The organism is Streptomyces vilmorinianum (genome assembly GCF_005517195.1).
In the GTDB taxonomy this organism is placed as follows: domain Bacteria; phylum Actinomycetota; class Actinomycetes; order Streptomycetales; family Streptomycetaceae; genus Streptomyces; species Streptomyces vilmorinianum.
Window position 1 is genome coordinate 94,780 of the sequence record NZ_CP040244.1, and the last position, 15,702, is coordinate 110,481.

A 15,702-nucleotide genomic window follows, 5' to 3' on the forward strand; every position below is an offset into this window, starting at 1 on the left:
GGGGGCTTCGGGGTCGGTCGCGGTGAGGGCGGACCATACTGCTGGGATGACGACCGCGTATGACGCCATCGTGCTCGCCGGGGGTGCCGCGAAGCGGCTCGGGGGTGTGGACAAGCCTGGGGTGCGCGTCGGGGGGCGGGCGTTGCTTGATCGGGTGTTGGGGGGGTGTCGGGGGGCCGGGCGGACCGTTGTGGTCGGTGAATCCAGGGCGACCGTGCGGGACGTGGTGTGGGCCCGGGAGGAGCCGGCCGGTGGGGGGCCGCTCGCCGCGCTCGATGCCGGGGTGCGGGAGGTCCGGGCCGGGACCGTGCTCGTGCTCTCCGCCGACCTGCCCTTCCTCGACGAGGCGACCGGGCGGCAGCTCCTCGACGCCCTGGACGCCGCGCCCGGCGCCGAGGCCGCGCTTCTGGTCGACGCAGGCGGGCGGGACCAGCCGCTCGTCGCCGCCTACCGCGCCGAGGCCGTCCGCCGTGAGCTGGCGCACATCGCCGCCGAGCACGGCACCCTTTCCGGCCTTCCGTTGCGTCTGCTCCCCCAGGGCCTGCGGCTCGTCCGGGTCGCCGCGGACCCCCTGGCGTCCTTCGACTGCGACACCTGGGAGGACATCGCCGCGGCCCGGGCCCGTATCAGGGAGCATGGGAACGTGCTGGACGAATGGATCACCGCAGTCAAGGCCGAGCTGGGCATCGAGATCGACGTCGACACCGGCGTGCTGCTCGACCTGGCCCGTGACGCCGCCCACGGGGTCGCCCGCCCCGCCGCCCCGCTGACCACGTTCCTGGTCGGGTACGCGGCGGCGAAGGCCGGTGCCGACGGCGGCCCCGAGGCCGTCGCGGAGGCCGCCCGCAAGGCCGCCGCCCTCGCCAACCGCTGGGCCGCCGAAGCCGATCAGCAGGACGCCACGGAATGACACCCGACAGCGACACCGACACCGACAGCGACGGCGTGGACGAGGCGCTCGCCCTCGTCGCCGCGCCCGTCGCCGCGCCCCGCGCCGCCGAAGCCCACCGGGCCACCCCCTGGGCCGCCGCGCGGGTGGTCGCAGCCCGCGCCGGGGCCGCCCGCGAGCCCCGCCCCACCCCCCTCGGGCAGGCGCTGGGCCATGTGCTCGCCGAGCCGCTCCGCGCGCTCACCGACCTGCCCTCGTTCGACACCTCGGCCATGGACGGCTGGGCGGTCGCGGGACCCGGCCCCTGGGAGATCCACGAGGAGGGGGCCGTCCTCGCCGGCCACGCACCCGACGCCGCGCTGGCCGACGGCACGGCCGTACGGATCGCCACCGGCGCCCGCGTCCCGCGCGGGACCACCGCGGTCATCCGCAGCGAGCACTCCCGTACCGACGCCGCCGGTCATCTCCACGCTCGGCGCGAGGTCGTGCACGGCCAGGACATCCGCCTCCGGGGCCAGGAATGCCGCTCCGGCGACCGCCTGCTGCCCGCCGGAACCGCGGTGACCCCCGCCGTCCTCGGCCTCGCCGCGGCCGCCGGGTACGACGAGCTGCCGACGCTGCCCCGCCCCCGCGTGGAGATCCTCGTCCTCGGCGACGAGCTCCTGACCGCCGGACTCCCCCACGACGGGCTGATCCGCGACGCCCTCGGCCCCATGCTCGGGCCCTGGCTGAACGCCCTCGGAGCCGAGGTGCTCGCCACCCGACGGATCGGCGACGACGCCGACGCCCTCGCCGCGGCCGTCGCCGACTCCCCCGCGGATCTGGTGATCACCACCGGAGGGACGGCCGCGGGACCCGTCGACCATGTCCACCCCGTCCTCGCCAAGGCGGGAGCCACGCTCCTGGTCGACGGGGTGAAGGTCCGCCCCGGCCATCCGATGCTGCTCGCGCGCCTCGACCGGGACCGGCTCCTTGTCGGGCTGCCCGGCAACCCGCTCGCCGCGGTCTCCGGCCTGCTCACCCTCGCCGAACCGCTGCTCCGCTCCCTGGCCGGCGCCCCGGCCCCGCCGCCGTACCAGGTGCCTGTACGGGACGAGGTGCACGGCCATCCGCACGACACCCGGCTCGTCCCGATCGTCCACCACGGCGATCAGGCCGTCCCCCTGCACTACAACGGTCCGGCGATGCTCCGGGGCATCGCCGCGGCGGACGGGATGGCCGTGGTCCCGCCCGGAGGCGCACGACCCGGCGACGCGCTGGAGATCCTCGACCTTCCCTGGCCGGTGTCCCCGGGGCAGGCAACGGCTCAAGGGTCCGCTCACGGAGCGTGTTTCACGTGAAACTTCCCAGCCGTGACGTCATGGCCCGCCAGGCGGACGAGAAGGTGTCCGCCTCCCAGGTCCGGATACCCCGCCGCATCGTCGAGAAGCCCTTGCGGCAGGTGGCCAAGCGGCTGTTGATGGCCTTGGGTGTGCTGGCCGCCACGACCGCCATCGTCTACCTGGATCGCGGGGGCTATCACGACAGCGCCGACGGCACGCTCGACTTCCTCGACAGCGCGTATTACGCGACGGTGACCCTCTCCACCACGGGGTACGGCGACATCGTCCCGCACAGCGACTCGACCCGGCTGGTCAACATCCTGCTGGTCACACCGCTGCGCGTGCTGTTTCTGATCATCCTGGTCGGTACCACTCTCGAGGTCCTCACCGAACGGACCCGGGAGGAGTGGCGGCTGAACCGCTGGAGGTCCACCTTGCGCGACCACACCGTCATCGTCGGCTTCGGCACCAAGGGCCGCTCCGCGATCCAGACGCTCTGCGCGACGGGGCTGCGCAAGGACCGGATCGTCATCGTCGACCCCTCCACCAAGGTGATCGAGACGGCGAACGCGGACGGGTTCGTCGGCGTCGTCGGCGATGCGACGCGCAGTGACGTGCTGCTCCGCGCCGAGGTGCAGAGGGCCCGCCAGATCGTCATCGCCACCCAGCGTGACGACACTGCCGTCCTGGTCACGCTGACCGCCCGCCAGCTCAACAAGGGCGCGAAGATCGTCGCCGCCGTGCGCGAGGAGGAGAACGCGCCGCTGCTGCGCCAGTCCGGCGCCGATGCCGTGATCACCAGCGCCAGTGCGGCCGGCCGGCTGCTCGGACTCTCGGTGCTCAGCCCGAGCGCCGGCACGGTGATGGAGGACCTGATCCAGCAGGGTTCGGGTCTCGACCTGGTGGAGCGGCCGGTCATCAAGGCCGAGGTGGGCAAGAACGTACGGGAGATCAAGGACCTGGTCGTGAGCGTGCTGCGCGGGCACCGGCTGCTCGGATACGACGATCCCGCCGCCAGCCCCCTGCAGTTGACGGACCGTCTGATCACGATCGTGCGTGCGGCGCCCGTCTCTCCGCTGACGCACCCGCCCGAGTAGCCTCGCCGCCATGCATGCGATCACGATTCCGGAACCCGGCGGCCCCGAAGCCCTCGTCTGGGCCGAGGTGCCCGATCCCGTGCCCGCCGAGGGCGAGGTCCTCGTCGAGGTGGTGGCGAGCGCCGTCAACCGTGCCGATCTGCTCCAGCGCCAGGGCTACTACGACCCGCCGCCGGGCACCTCTCCCTACCCGGGTCTCGAATGCTCGGGACGGATCGCCGCGCTCGGCCCGGGGGTCTCCGGCTGGTCCGTCGGCGACGAGGTCTGTGCGCTGCTCGTGGGCGGCGGTTACGCGGAGAAGGTCGCCGTGCCCGTCGGCCAACTGCTGCCCGTGCCCGACGGGGTGGACCTCGTCACGGCCGCGGCGCTGCCCGAGGTCACCAGCACGGTCTGGTCGAACGTCTTCATGATCGCCCATCTGCGCCCCGGCGAGACGCTGCTGGTGCACGGCGGCGCGAGCGGCATCGGCACGATGGCGATCCAGCTGGCCAAGGCGGTCGGCGCACGGGTCGCGGTCACCGCCGGTGGCCCGGAGAAGCTCGCGCGCTGCGCCGAACTGGGCGCGGACATCCTGATCGACTACCGCGAGCAGGACTTCGTCGAGGAGCTGCGCAAAGCCACGGACGGGGCCGGCGCGGACGTGATCCTCGACATCGTCGGAGCGAAGTACCTCGACCGCAATGTGAAGGCGCTCGCGGTCAACGGGCGCCTGGCCGTCATCGGCATGCAGGGCGGGGTGAAGGGGGAGTTGAACATCGGCGCCCTCCTCGCCAAGCGTGCGGCGATCACGGCGACCACGCTGCGCGCCCGCCCGCTGCACGAGAAGGCGGCCATCGTCGCCGCGGTGCGGGAGCACGTGTGGCCGCTGATCGGCGCGGGCACGGTACGCCCGGTCGTCGACCGTACGGTGCCGATGCGGGACGCCGCCGAGGCCCACCGGGCCCTGGACTCGGGGACGCACGTCGGCAAGGTCCTGCTGCTCGCCCCGAGCGCCTGACCCCACCAGCGCCCGTACGCCAGCCCGTACGCCGGCGCCCGTACGACAGCCCGTACGCCGGCGCCCGTACGACAGCCCGTACGCCGGCGCCCGTACGGCAGCCTGTACGCCGGCGCCCGTACGGCAGTGCCCGTACGCCGGCACCCGAAAGACCCCAGCGCCCCGAAAGACCCCCGTACGCGAAAGAGCCCGGCACACCCTCGTGTGCCGGGCCCTCTCACGTACGACAGAGGCCTACAGGTACGGGCCCGAGCGGACCGCGTGCCCGCGACCGTGGTCGTCGTCGTCATCGTCGTGCGGAGCGCCCGGCGGCAGCGCCCGGCGCATCTGCTCCAGTTGGGCGCGGGCCGCCATCTGCTGGGCGAACAGCGCCGTCTGGATGCCGTGGAAGAGGCCTTCGAGCCAGCCCACCAACTGAGCCTGGGCGATACGCAGTTCCGCCTCGGAGGGGATCGCCTCGTCCGTGAACGGCAGGGACAGACGCTCCAGTTCCTCGACCAGTTCCGGCGCGAGCCCGTCCTCCAGCTCCTTCACCGAGCTGGCGTGGATGTCCTTGAGCCTGACGCGGCTGGCCTCGTCGAGAGGTGCCGCGCGTACTTCCTCCAGGAGCTGCTTGATCATGCTGCCGATGCGCATGACCTTCGCAGGCTGCTCGACCATTTCCGTCACCGGGACCTCGCGGGATTCGTCGTCACCCTGAGTGCCGCCGAGCGCCATTCCGTCCTGTCCCACGATGAGGACCTGGGGGCTCTCCTGCGACCGTTCATTCCTCGGCATCTCCATGCCGCCATTCTCTCGCACACGTGCTTCACCACACGGTGTGCCCCTGTACGGAGGTGATCCACCCTCGTACAGGGGCACAGGAACGCAACGAACCGGTCAGGTCGCGGCGCGGCGGGCCAGGGCTCCGCGCGAGCGGGTCACCAGGGCCGCGAGGAGTGCGGCTCCGAGCGGTACGACCACCAGGAGCGCCGCCAGCGTCTCCCAGGGGACGACGATCGGTACGTACGGCGGGGCCTCGTTGACGCCCCAGCCGTTCTCCAGCGCCTCCTCGTACCACCGGAGCTGCTCGCGCTCCTCGGTGAGCCGCAGCCCGACCGCCGGCAGGACACCGGCCGCCGACCCGAGGAGCACACCCATCGTGGCGACCACCCCGCACTGGAATCCGCTGAGCGTACGGCGGACCCGGGGCGGTGCTCCGACCGCGGAGAGCGTCTTGAGGTCGGCCTCGGCGTCCGCCTGCGCCAGACCCGTGGCGATTCCGGCCGCGCCGATGGTGACCAGGCCCGCGAAGACGGCGAGGGCGAGGAGCACGACGCTGCTGTCGCCGACGTACCCCTCCTCCACGTGCAGATCGACGTCGCCGGCGATCGAGGCGAGCTCGCCGTCGAGCTTCTGGCGCTCCTCGGTGCTGGGCATCCGGTCGGTGGAGAAGTACGTGCCGAACGGTGCCGTGGTCAGCCCGGCGGCCTTGGCGGCGGCCGGGGTCATGAGGGCCTGCAGGCCGTACGAGTTCTCCTCGGCGGGCGCCAGGTAGGCGGGCAGGCTGATGATCTTGCCCGGGGTGGGCTTGCCCTCCTCCTGGGCCCGGTACGCCTTGTTCATGTCCGTGATCAGCTTGAGGGAGATCGTGCCCTTGTCGTCGATCTGGGGCTTGGAGAAGCTGACGATCCGGCCCTCGGCGAGGGCCTTCTCGGCGCCCGCGTCCTTGATCCCGAGGATCTTCAGGAGCGAGGCGTCACCGACGAGGACTCCGCCCTGGACGTACATGCCGACGCTTTCGTTCATCTGGCACCGCCAGTCCTTGGCGAGTTTCTGCCGCTCCTCCCGGGAGAACTTCGCCATCGGGTCCTCGCCGTCGATGGCGTCGGCCCACAGCGGGCACTCGTTGGCCTTCGGGATCACGACCTCGTAGCCACCGCAGCCCGGGGCGTCCTCGCCGTACGGCGAGCAGGTGGGCCTGCCGACCACGATGCGCGAGGCATCCGCGCGGGACTCGACGGGCAGCAGACGCTGCACGGCGTCACGGTCCGCCGGGAGGTCCCGGCCGCCTTCCTCCATCACCAGCACGGAGACCGCGCCGTACGGGAGCCGGGCCTCGTAGTTCGCCTCCTCCTGGGCTTCGCGGCTCGCCGCGTACGTGGAGACGGCGACGGTACCGGCCACCGCGGCGAGCACGGCGGCGACGGCGGGTGCCGTACGGCCCCGGTTGCGCACGGCGTCCCGCAGCGCGAGGCGCGGCGACAGCGGCAGCCAGCGGCCGGTGCGGCCGAAGAGACCCACCAGGGCGGGGGTCAGGGCGACCACGCCCAGCTCGGCGATGGCGCTGCCGCCCGCGACGATGACGAACTGGTCGGTGACGAGCGATCCGTACAGCGCGATCGCACCGCCGAGGAGCACGGCACCCAGGCCGATCAGCGGAAGCAGCCGGCTGCTGCGGCGCACACCCCGGCGCCCGGTGAGGGAGGCGAGGACGGTCTGGCGGGACGAGGTGATGGCCGGGACGATCGCGGCCAGCAGGCCGGTGAGGACGGCGAGCAGCGCGATGCCGAGCAGTTCCAGGGGGCGGATGTCGAAGCTGCCGAACCGTTGCCCCAGGGCGTTCTCCAGGACCGGCTGGAGCGCGAAGGTCAGGATGAGGGCGAGGACCGTGCCGGACACGGCCGCGGCGACACCGATGACCAGGCCGCCGCTGAGCACGATGGCCCGGATGTGGCGCCGCTCGCCGCCGTTGGCGCCGACGAGGCCCAGCTGACGGCGCGAGCGCCGGGCGCCCACGGCGAACGCGGGCCCGGCCAGGAGGCAGATCTCCAGCATCGCGAGACCGACGACGGTGCCGGCCGCGGCGAGTTCGGCGGCGCGGGCGGCCGACGACGTGCCGTAGTTGCCCCAGCCCTCCTTCTGGTACAGCGGAACCTCGGAGTCGGCGGGCGGGTTCAGGGCGACGGCACGCGACGTGACCACCACACCCTTGGTGTTGATCTCCTGCACCGTGTTCCACGTGAAACCACTGGGCGTCTTCACCAGGTAGCTGGGCGAGAAGTCGGGCTTCTGCAGACCGGCCTTCTCTGCGGCCTTCCCGTACGGCTCCAGGAAGGCGCCGGGAAGCGCGTTGACCTGATCGGCCTTCAGCTCGTCGGGCAGCTCGTACGTGCCGACGATCCGGTAGGCGCGGTCGAAGCCGCGCGCGCTCAGGGTGGAGCCGATCGTCAGACCGCTGGACTCCATGAAGTGCGTGGTGGCGGCGATCTCGTCCGGCTTCTGCGGGAAGCGGCCCTCCTGGAGGGTGAGGATGCCCCGCGCGATCGGATCGGCGGCCTTGAGCTCACGGACGTCGGTACGGAGCAGGCCGTGCGTGGTCGTCAGTTTGGCGCTTCCCGAAGCGTCCGACAGGACCGTGGAGCCGGCCGGGATGGCCTTGGTGAGATCGATCGGGCCGCCGGGCCCGGACATGTCGCCGCCGTCCTTGGCCGGGGCGTGCATCTCGCCGTCGGGGGACTGCAGGATCGGCACTCCGCCGGCGAAGGCGTCGAAGAAGCGGGCGTCGGCCGCGCCCAGGGTCCGGTCGAGCTTCTCCGCGACGGAGAGCTCGGCGCTGCGCAGGGTCAGATCGGCGGCGCTCACACCCAGGATGGGCAGGGCGATCATCGCGAGGACCAGGAAGCTGCGGCCCTTGTAGCGCCAGGCGTCGCGGCGGGCTATGCGGATCGCGGCGCGCCAGGAGTGGAACCAGTTGTTCACCGCTCGGCCGCCTGGCCGGACAGGAGCGAGTCGGCCTCGCTGCGTACGGTCTGGTCGACGACGGCGCCGTCCCGCAGGAAGACGACGCGGTCGGCCCAGGCGGCGAACCGCGGCTCGTGGGTGACCAGGACGCCTGCGGCGCCGGCGTCGCAGCGGGAGCGCAGCAGGGCGAGGACGGACTCGCCGGTCTCGGAGTCCAGGGCGCCGGTGGGCTCGTCGGCGAGGACGAGGCGACGGTCGCCGACGAGGGCGCGGGCTATGGCCACGCGCTGCTGCTGGCCGCCGGACATCTCGTCGGGGAAGCGGTCGGCGAGGTGGCCCAGCTCCATCTCCTCCAGTGCGGCGAGGGCTTCGCCGCGCGCCTTGCGGGCGGAGGTGCCGTCCAGCTCGCGGGGCAGGGCCACGTTCTCGGCCGCGGTGAGGGCGGGGATGAGGTTGTAGTCCTGGAAGACGTAACCGATGCTGCGGCGGCGCAGGGCCGCGAGGGCCTTGCGGCCGGCGGTGGTGATGTCGGTGCCCTCGACGATCACCCGGCCGGAGGTGGGGGTGTCGAGGCCGCCCGCGATGGTGAGCAGGGTGGACTTGCCCGAGCCGGACGGGCCCATGACGGCGACGAGTTCACCGGGGAAGACATCGAGGTCGATGCCGCGCAGGGCGTGCACCTCGGTGGCGCCGGAGCCGTGGACACGGGTCAGGTTCTGCAGTTGCAGCACGGGCTGCTGTGTGGACATGGAGGGGTCCCCCTTGGGCGTACGCCGATGGACCGTCGCGTGACGGACGGTCACGTGCGGTGTCGTACGGAGCGGTTGAGAAGTGGTGCTGGTCGTGCGGGTCGTGCGGGTGGTGTGTGTGGTGTGCGGTGCGGGTGGTGCGGTAGGTGGGGCCGCGGCGTCAGGACAGCGGCGCGGGGCGCGCGTCCTCCTGGGTCGCCGGGGCGACGCTCGTGGGAGGCGGTGCGGCGGGCGGGGAGGCGGGGGCGGTGCCCGAGAGCCGGATCAGCCGGGCTTCGCAGTGGTCCAGCCAGCGGGCCTCGGCCTCGGTCTGGAAGATCAGCTGCTCCAGGACGAGGAGCCAGGCCACGTCGTCGCGTTCCCTGGACTCGCCGCGCTCGAGGGCGGCGAGCGCCTGGGCCTTGAGCCGGGTGTAGTCCTGCATCGCCTTCACGGTGTGGCGGCGCTGCGACTGGATGACGGCGCGGATGTCGACGCCGGGCGCGCCGACGGCCATGGCGAGCTTGATGGCGAGCTCGTCGCGGGCCGGGCTGGTGCGGTCCACGGGCTTCTCGAACCAGTTCCTGAGCTCCGCGCGGCCGCTGTCGGTGATCGCGTAGAGCGCGTGGCCCGCCTCGTCCTCGCCGCCCTGCGCGACCATGCCGTCCCGTTCGAGACGGTTGAGGGTCGTGTAGACCTGCCCGACGTTGAGGGGCCAGGTGGAGCCCGTGCGGGACTCGAACTCCGTACGGAGCTGCGAGCCGTAGCGGGGCCCGCGTTCGAGGAGGGCGAGAAGCCCGTGGCGGATCGACATACTCAGTATGTATACCGAGTATGTCGGCGCCGACAAGCGACCTGAGTCGGAACCTCCGCGTCCGTCTCAAGGGGGACACGGGGCGGTGTGCGGGGTGCCGCGGCCGTCAGCGGCGCCGCATCCGGACCCCGAGGAAACCGATCCCGAGGCCCATCAGTGCGAGCCCCGCGCCCAGGGTGAGGGCGGGAATCTGCCGGTCAGCGCTGGTGCCGGCGGCCCGCTGGCTGATCCGGGGAGCGGCGGCGGGCACGGTCGCGGGCGACGGCCCGGTCGCCGTGGGCTCCGTCTCGGGTGCGACGTCGAGCGCCTCCTCGTCCGCGTCCGCCTCGGCGGAGGGCGTGTCGGCTGTTGCAGTTTTGGTACGTGACGGGGCGGGCGAGGCGGCGGAACTGCTCGGCGTCGTGGACGAGGCGGGCCGCCCGGGCCGTTCACGCCCCTCGCCGGCCGGCCGCCCCGCGAGGGAGCCGGACGGGCTGGGGACGGCGGCCTCCGAGGCCGTGGCCGCGGGGTGGCCGGAAGCGCCGTGGGAGCCCCTCCCGGCGCCCTTCGTCGACGAAGCCGACGAAGACGATGAAGACGACGAAGGGGACGGCTCGGCCGGGGCGGGCGGCCTGCCCGCCGAGGAGGTCGCCGAGGAGGTCGCCGAGGAGGTCGACGAGGAGGAGGGCGAGGGCGCGGCCGACGCGGAGGGCGGAGGCGCCGAGGCGGTCGGGCTCGCCGTCGGCCCTCTCTCGGCCCCGTACGCGACGGGTGCGGCACCCACCACCAGACAGCACGCGAACACCGGGCCGATCGCCCGCGTCCGCGTCCGCGCGCAGCGGTGTCCTGGAGTCACCGGGTGACCCCCTCCCGTACCGAGCAACCGAGCCGCCGATGTCTTGGACTCAGCGTCACATGTCGGGGCATATCCGGCACCCGGGGCACCGGCACCCGGGGCACCGGTGCCGGGAGTGGGGCGCACCGGCCCGGTCCCGCCCGGTGCTACTGCGGCGGGTTGCCCGTCGAGATCTTGAGCGTGAACTCGGCGCCGTCCTTGTCGACGTCCTCACCGACCGGCGGGTACTGCTCCAGGACGGTGCCCTCGCCGTACGTGTTCTCGTCCACCGGGGTCTGCGTCGTGATCTTCCAGCCCGCGGCCTGGACGCACTCCTTCACCGAGGTGATGTTCTTGTACGTGAAGTTCGGGACCTCGAACTTCGACGGGTCGTCGTCCGACTCCCGCGGCTCGGTGCACTTCTTCGTCTCGATGGTCTTGGAGAGGTCCGGACCCCTGTGACCCGGGACCGCCGTCTCGGTCTGGCCCGACCCGCCCGCGGCCCCGGTCGGGTCCTCGTCCTTGTCGAGCGAGATCGCCGTGATCACACCGCCGATCGCGACCAGCACCACGACGATCGCCCCCACGACCACCGGCATGTTCCGCTTCGACCCACCGCTCGTCGTCGCCACCGACGACTGCTGCGGCTGCTGCGGCTGCATCGTGTACGGACCGGGCGTGGGCGTCTGGTAGACCGGCGCCGGAGGCGGGGTCGGGGCCTGCTGCGGGTAGCCGTAGGAAGGGGCCGGCGTCGGGGGACCGTACGGACCCGGCTGCGGCGTGTGCGGCTGGTACGGCTGCTGCACCCCGTGCGTCGCGGGCGGCGGGGTCTGGCCGACCGGCGGGAAGACCGCCGAGCCCACCCCCGAGCCGCTGCTGACCGGACCGCCCGACACGATCACCGGCGCGCCCGTCTGGCCCGCCGACAGCACCCGCAGGCACTCGTCCTGCATCGCGGCCGCGCTCGGAAAACGCTCGTTCGGGTTCTTCTTGAGCGCGCGGGCGACGAGCGCGTCCATCCCCGGGGTCACCGAGCGGTTGATGGAGGACGGCGCGACCGGCTCCTCCTGGACATGTGCGTACGCGATGGCCAGCGGCGAGTCCGCGTCGAACGGCAGCCGGCCCGTCAGGAGCTGGAAGAGCATGATGCCGACCGAGTACAGGTCGGAGCGGGCGTCCACCGCGCGGCCCAGGGCCTGCTCGGGGGAGAGGTACTGCGGGGTGCCGACGACCATGCCGGTCTGCGTCATCGACGTGACACCGGACTGCATGGCGCGCGCGATGCCGAAGTCCATGACCTTGACCACGCCGCGCTTGGTCATCATCACGTTGCCCGGCTTGATGTCCCGGTGGACCAGGCCCATTTCATGGCTGGTCTCGAGCGCGGCCAGCACATCGGCCGTCACCTTCAGCGCCTTGTCGGCCGGCATCGCGCCGAACTGCCGTACGTCGGAGGCGAGAACCGAGCCGAGCGGCTGGCCCTCCACGTACTCCATGACGATGTACGGCATGACGGCGCCGTCGAGGGTGTCCTCGCCGGTGTCGAAGACCGAGACGATGTTGGTGTGCGACAGCTTCGCGACCGCCTGCGCCTCGCGCCGGAACCGCTCGCGGAACGACTGTTCCCGGCCGAGCTCCGTGTGCAGCGTCTTGATGGCGACCTGCCGGTCGAGCGCGCTGTCGTAGGCGAGGTAGACGGAGGCCATGCCGCCTTCGCCGAGCAGGTCGCGAAGCTGGTACCGGCCGTTCGCGACCGAACCGCCCGCATAGCGGCCCTGTGCGCCGTCCTGGCTCATTCGTGCTCCCCCTACGCGCGCGTGGCGGCGCTGATTCCGGAATTTCCTGGCCAAGTCTGCCCCAGGGCAGTGACACGTCAAGCCAGGTGCCCGTTCCGTGACCCTCCGCGTAAGAAGCGTCTCGCAAGCGTTACAGGAACTGCCTGGAATTTGCACAGGCGTACGCGGTCGGGGTTGGATGGCCGGTCCATCTCGGACCGTGATGTCGGACGAAGCCTGTAGCGTGACGGCGGTACGGCACCACACGATAGACACATGACGGCGAGGACTGATGGCACCCGAATCCGAAGCGGGCGGCGGCGGCCTGTCGGGCGCCGCTGCGGAGTCCTGGGGCGTCGGCGGAGTGGTCGGTGACGGACGGTACCGGCTGACGCACCGTCTGGGACGCGGCGGCATGGCCGAGGTGTTCGCCGCCGAGGACGTCCGCCTGGGCCGCACGGTCGCCGTCAAGCTGCTCCGCTCCGACCTCGCCGAGGACCCGGTCTCCAAGGCCCGCTTCACGCGCGAGGCGCAGTCGGTCGCCGGGCTCAACCACCACGCCATCGTGGCGGTGTACGACTCCGGCGAGGACGTCGTGGGCGACCACTCCGTCCCGTACATCGTGATGGAGCTGGTCGAGGGCCGCACCATCCGCGACCTGCTGATCAGCGCGGAGGCGCCGGGCCCGGAGCAGGCCCTGATCATCGTCTCGGGCGTCCTGGAGGCGCTCGCGTACTCGCACCAGCACGGCATCGTGCACCGCGACATCAAGCCCGCGAACGTCATCATCACGCACACCGGCGCGGTGAAGGTGATGGACTTCGGCATCGCGCGCGCCCTGCACGGCGCGCAGTCGACGATGACCCAGACCGGCATGGTCATGGGCACGCCGCAGTACCTCTCCCCCGAACAGGCGCTCGGCAAGGCCGTGGACCACCGTTCCGACCTGTACGCCACGGGCTGCCTGCTGTACGAACTGCTCGCGCTGCGGCCCCCGTTCACCGGTGAGACCCCGCTCTCGGTGGTCTACCAGCATGTCCAGGACGCCCCGGTCCCGCCGTCCGAGGTCGCGCACGCGGCGCCGCCGGAGCTCGACGGTCTGGTGATGCGCTCGCTGGCGAAGGACCCGGACGACCGGTTCCAGAGCGCCGAGGAGATGCGCGGGCTGATCCAGTACGGCCTGCAGATGCTGCAGCAGCAGGGCGCCCACACGGGCACGTGGAACACCGGTCCCGTGGAGGTCCACGAGGGCGGCCACACCCCGGCAGGCGGCGTCGGCGCCACGTCGGTCATGGGGCATCCGATGCACCACGAGACCGCGCAGGGCCCGATCCTTCCGCCGAGGAACCCCGACGACGGAGCGGCCGGCGGGGTCGGCGGGTACGACGGCGGCTACGGCGGTCACGGCAGCCACAACGGCTACGGGCAGGGCGGCGGCGGCAGGGGCGGCCGCGGCAAGGTGCTGCTGTTCCTGGCGCTCGCGCTGATCGCGATCGTGGCGGGCGTGGCGTACGCGCTCGACAAGGCCGCCGACAACAGCGGGACGAAGAATCCGCCGGCGGTCACGAACTCGCCGTCCGCGTCCCAGGAGTCGCCGGCGCCCTCCCAGGAGACGCCCTCGCAGGAGACGCACGAGCCCGACACCTCGACGGGCGGGGACCAGGACACCTGGACGACGCCGTCGTACACCCCCTCGCAGACGCCGTCCCAGACGCCGTCGCAGACCCCGTCGGACAAGCCGTCGAGCCCGACCACGCCGTCGACGAAGCCGTCGCAGCCGCCGACGGATCCGACGGACGGCGGTACGGACACCGAGGGCACCACTGAGGGCAGCACCAACGCGGGCACGACGACGGGCAACACCAACGCGGGCACGACGACGGGCACGTCCACCGGTACGACCGCGGGTACCACCGACGGCGGTACCGGCACCGGGAACTGACACCCCGTCCCCTCATCCCGCGAACGCGTCGCGTACCGCCTCGTATTCGCGGGTCCACCACACCGCCAGGGCCGACGCCGCAGGGAACTGCGGGTCGGCCCTTCGGTCGTGGAGCTGGTAGCGCCAGCGCAGTATCCAGAAGTCGTTGAGCCGCTCCCACCACACCCGGTGCACCGCCGACGCCAGCTCCGCCCCGTCCGCGCCCGCCGCCCGGCGGTAGGCGCGCGCGTAGGCCCGTACCTTCCCGAGCGCCAACTCGCCCGCTGGCCGTACGAAGAAGATGGCGGCGGCCCTGACCGCCTCCTCGGCCCGCGGCTGGACGCCCAGGCGGTCCCAGTCGACGATCGCGGCCGGTTCCGCGCCCCGGTAGAGCAGGTTGAGCGGGTGGAAGTCGCCGTGCACCCAGCCGGCCGCCGCGGCGGGCGGGGGGCGGCGGTGGGCGTGCTCGGCGAGGAGCACCCGGCGTTCGAGCAGCCGGTGCACGGCCAGCTCGTCGAAGCCGGTGCGGGGGCGGCGGGCGCGGGCGAGGCGGAGCAACTCGTCGATGAGGCGAAAGGTGTCCTCGGGGCGCGCGCTCTCGTGCTCCGCGCCGGGGGGCGGGGACTCCATCACCTGCTCCAGGCAGGTGTGGACGTGCCCGAGGAGCGCGCCCAGGCGCCGCGATCCGCCGGCGGAGAGCTGGGCGCCGTCGCGGTGGCGGCCGTCGATCCAGGGGTGCAGGGCGTAGCAGCGGCCGCCGATCACGGCGACGGTGCGGCCGGCGGAGTCGGCGAGGGGCGGGGCGACGGGCAGGCCGAGGGCGTGCAGGCGCTGGGTGGCGCGGTGCTGGCGGCTGATGGTGTCCCGGTCGGCGGTCGGGGCGTCGAGGTGCTGCTTGAGGAAGTAGGCGCCGCGGGTGGTGGCGAGGCGGTAGCCGCGGTTGAGGAGGCCCTGGGTGACGGGTTCGCAGGAGAGTGGCTCGCCGGCCTGCCGGTAGCGGCGCAGCAGGGCGCCGACGGGCGGGGTGGGCGCGAGCGCGAGCGGTTCAGATGAGCGCGGCACTCGCCAGATGTTAGATCACGCTACGTGGGGGAGTTGTCGCTCCCCGGTGCGCTCCCCGGTGCGCTCCCCGCTGTGCTCCCCGCTGTGCTCCCCGCTGTGCTCCGCGCCGGGGGCTGGGTCGGGAGCCGGGCTGTGGTCGACATCGGCGTCCAGGGTGTAGTCAAGCTGGTGCACGGTCACGAACCGGGGCTCGATGCGCATGAAGACCGGGTCGAAGGGCTCCCCGTCCACGACCTGAGGCGCGGGGCCGAAGGCCGCCAGCTGTTCCTCGGTCGGCTCGACGACCTCCGCGGCCCCGGTGAACTGCACGGACCAGAGATTCTCGGCGCCGGAGTTGAGGTTGTCCGCGCCGTAGGCGACGACGCTGCCCGCGCAGGCCCGGTGGTATCCGAGGCCCCGGTGCATGCGGAGCAGGACGCGGCCGTCGTCCACGATGTGCCGGGCGGGCGCGACGAACGGCATCGCGCGCATGCTCGTCGCCACCCGGCCGTACGACACACGGTTCAGCAGCTCGATGGCGCGGATCTCCTCGGTGGACATGGCTTCCACTCTCCGCCACG

The 15,702-nt window shown here is 72.7% G+C and carries 12 protein-coding genes and 1 pseudogene; 6 read left to right on the forward strand and 7 right to left on the reverse strand.

Going from position 1 to position 15,702, the window contains the following annotated elements; translation table 11 throughout:
- Positions 1–46 precede the first annotated feature (46 nt).
- The 4 genes from FDM97_RS00465 to FDM97_RS00480 are packed head-to-tail and all read left to right on the forward strand — an operon-like array spanning position 47 to position 4,305.
- Positions 47–910 carry a DUF6457 domain-containing protein gene (locus tag FDM97_RS00465; RefSeq protein ID WP_137988294.1) on the forward strand — a complete coding sequence of 288 codons (864 nt, stop codon included), beginning with the start codon at positions 47–49 and terminating at the stop codon, positions 908–910.
- Positions 907–2,229: a molybdopterin molybdotransferase MoeA gene (locus FDM97_RS00470; protein ID WP_137988295.1), complete on the forward strand. Its 1,323-nt coding sequence runs from the start codon at positions 907–909 to the stop codon at positions 2,227–2,229. Before FDM97_RS00465 ends, FDM97_RS00470 begins: the two co-directional genes overlap by 4 nt.
- A gap of 20 nt (positions 2,230–2,249) precedes the next feature.
- The gene (locus FDM97_RS00475) at positions 2,250–3,308 is read left to right on the forward strand and encodes a potassium channel family protein (RefSeq protein WP_137994577.1); all 1,059 of its coding nucleotides are present in this window, start codon (positions 2,250–2,252) and stop codon (positions 3,306–3,308) included.
- 10 nt (positions 3,309–3,318) lie between these two features.
- On the forward strand, positions 3,319–4,305 hold the full coding sequence (locus tag FDM97_RS00480) for an NAD(P)H-quinone oxidoreductase (protein WP_137988296.1): 987 nt from the start codon (positions 3,319–3,321) through the stop codon (positions 4,303–4,305).
- 234 nt (positions 4,306–4,539) lie between these two features.
- Here the strand turns inward: FDM97_RS00480 and FDM97_RS00485 are convergent, their stop codons facing one another.
- From FDM97_RS00485 to FDM97_RS00500, 4 genes are all read right to left on the reverse strand, one after another.
- Positions 4,540–5,088 (reverse strand): bacterial proteasome activator family protein, encoded by a 549-nt coding sequence (locus FDM97_RS00485; protein WP_137988297.1) that lies wholly within the window; start codon positions 5,086–5,088, stop codon positions 4,540–4,542.
- A gap of 96 nt (positions 5,089–5,184) precedes the next feature.
- The gene (locus FDM97_RS00490) at positions 5,185–8,046 is read right to left on the reverse strand and encodes an FtsX-like permease family protein (RefSeq protein WP_137988298.1); all 2,862 of its coding nucleotides are present in this window, start codon (positions 8,044–8,046) and stop codon (positions 5,185–5,187) included.
- Positions 8,043–8,777: an ABC transporter ATP-binding protein gene (locus FDM97_RS00495; RefSeq protein ID WP_137988299.1), complete on the reverse strand. Its 735-nt coding sequence runs from the start codon at positions 8,775–8,777 to the stop codon at positions 8,043–8,045. Before FDM97_RS00495 ends, FDM97_RS00490 begins: the two co-directional genes overlap by 4 nt.
- Before the next feature lie 160 nt (positions 8,778–8,937).
- On the reverse strand, positions 8,938–9,570 hold the full coding sequence (locus tag FDM97_RS00500; RefSeq protein WP_137988300.1) for a PadR family transcriptional regulator: 633 nt from the start codon (positions 9,568–9,570) through the stop codon (positions 8,938–8,940).
- Positions 9,571–9,776: 206 nt separating this feature from the next.
- Here FDM97_RS00500 and FDM97_RS00505 point away from each other — a divergent pair, with 206 nt between their 5' ends.
- Complete coding sequence (locus tag FDM97_RS00505; protein ID WP_137988301.1) at positions 9,777–10,412, forward strand: hypothetical protein; 636 nt, start codon at positions 9,777–9,779, stop codon at positions 10,410–10,412.
- A 139-nt stretch (positions 10,413–10,551) separates the two neighbouring features.
- Here FDM97_RS00505 and FDM97_RS00510 read toward each other — a convergent pair whose 3' ends face one another.
- Positions 10,552–12,180, reverse strand: coding sequence for a protein kinase domain-containing protein (locus tag FDM97_RS00510; protein WP_137988302.1), 1,629 nt, complete (start codon positions 12,178–12,180; stop codon positions 10,552–10,554).
- A 271-nt stretch (positions 12,181–12,451) separates the two neighbouring features.
- Between FDM97_RS00510 and FDM97_RS00515 the strand changes: the two genes are divergently transcribed.
- Complete coding sequence (locus FDM97_RS00515) at positions 12,452–14,101, forward strand: protein kinase domain-containing protein (RefSeq protein WP_137988303.1); 1,650 nt, start codon at positions 12,452–12,454, stop codon at positions 14,099–14,101.
- Positions 14,102–14,113: 12 nt separating this feature from the next.
- Here the strand turns inward: FDM97_RS00515 and FDM97_RS00520 are convergent, their stop codons facing one another.
- Both FDM97_RS00520 and FDM97_RS00525 read right to left on the reverse strand, forming a co-directional pair.
- Complete coding sequence (locus FDM97_RS00520; protein WP_137988304.1) at positions 14,114–15,142, reverse strand: phosphotransferase; 1,029 nt, start codon at positions 15,140–15,142, stop codon at positions 14,114–14,116.
- Between the two features lie 156 nt (positions 15,143–15,298).
- A pseudogene (locus FDM97_RS00525) lies at positions 15,299–15,682 on the reverse strand (pyridoxamine 5'-phosphate oxidase family protein); the annotation flags it as partial.
- Between the last annotated feature and the right edge of the window lie 20 nt (positions 15,683–15,702).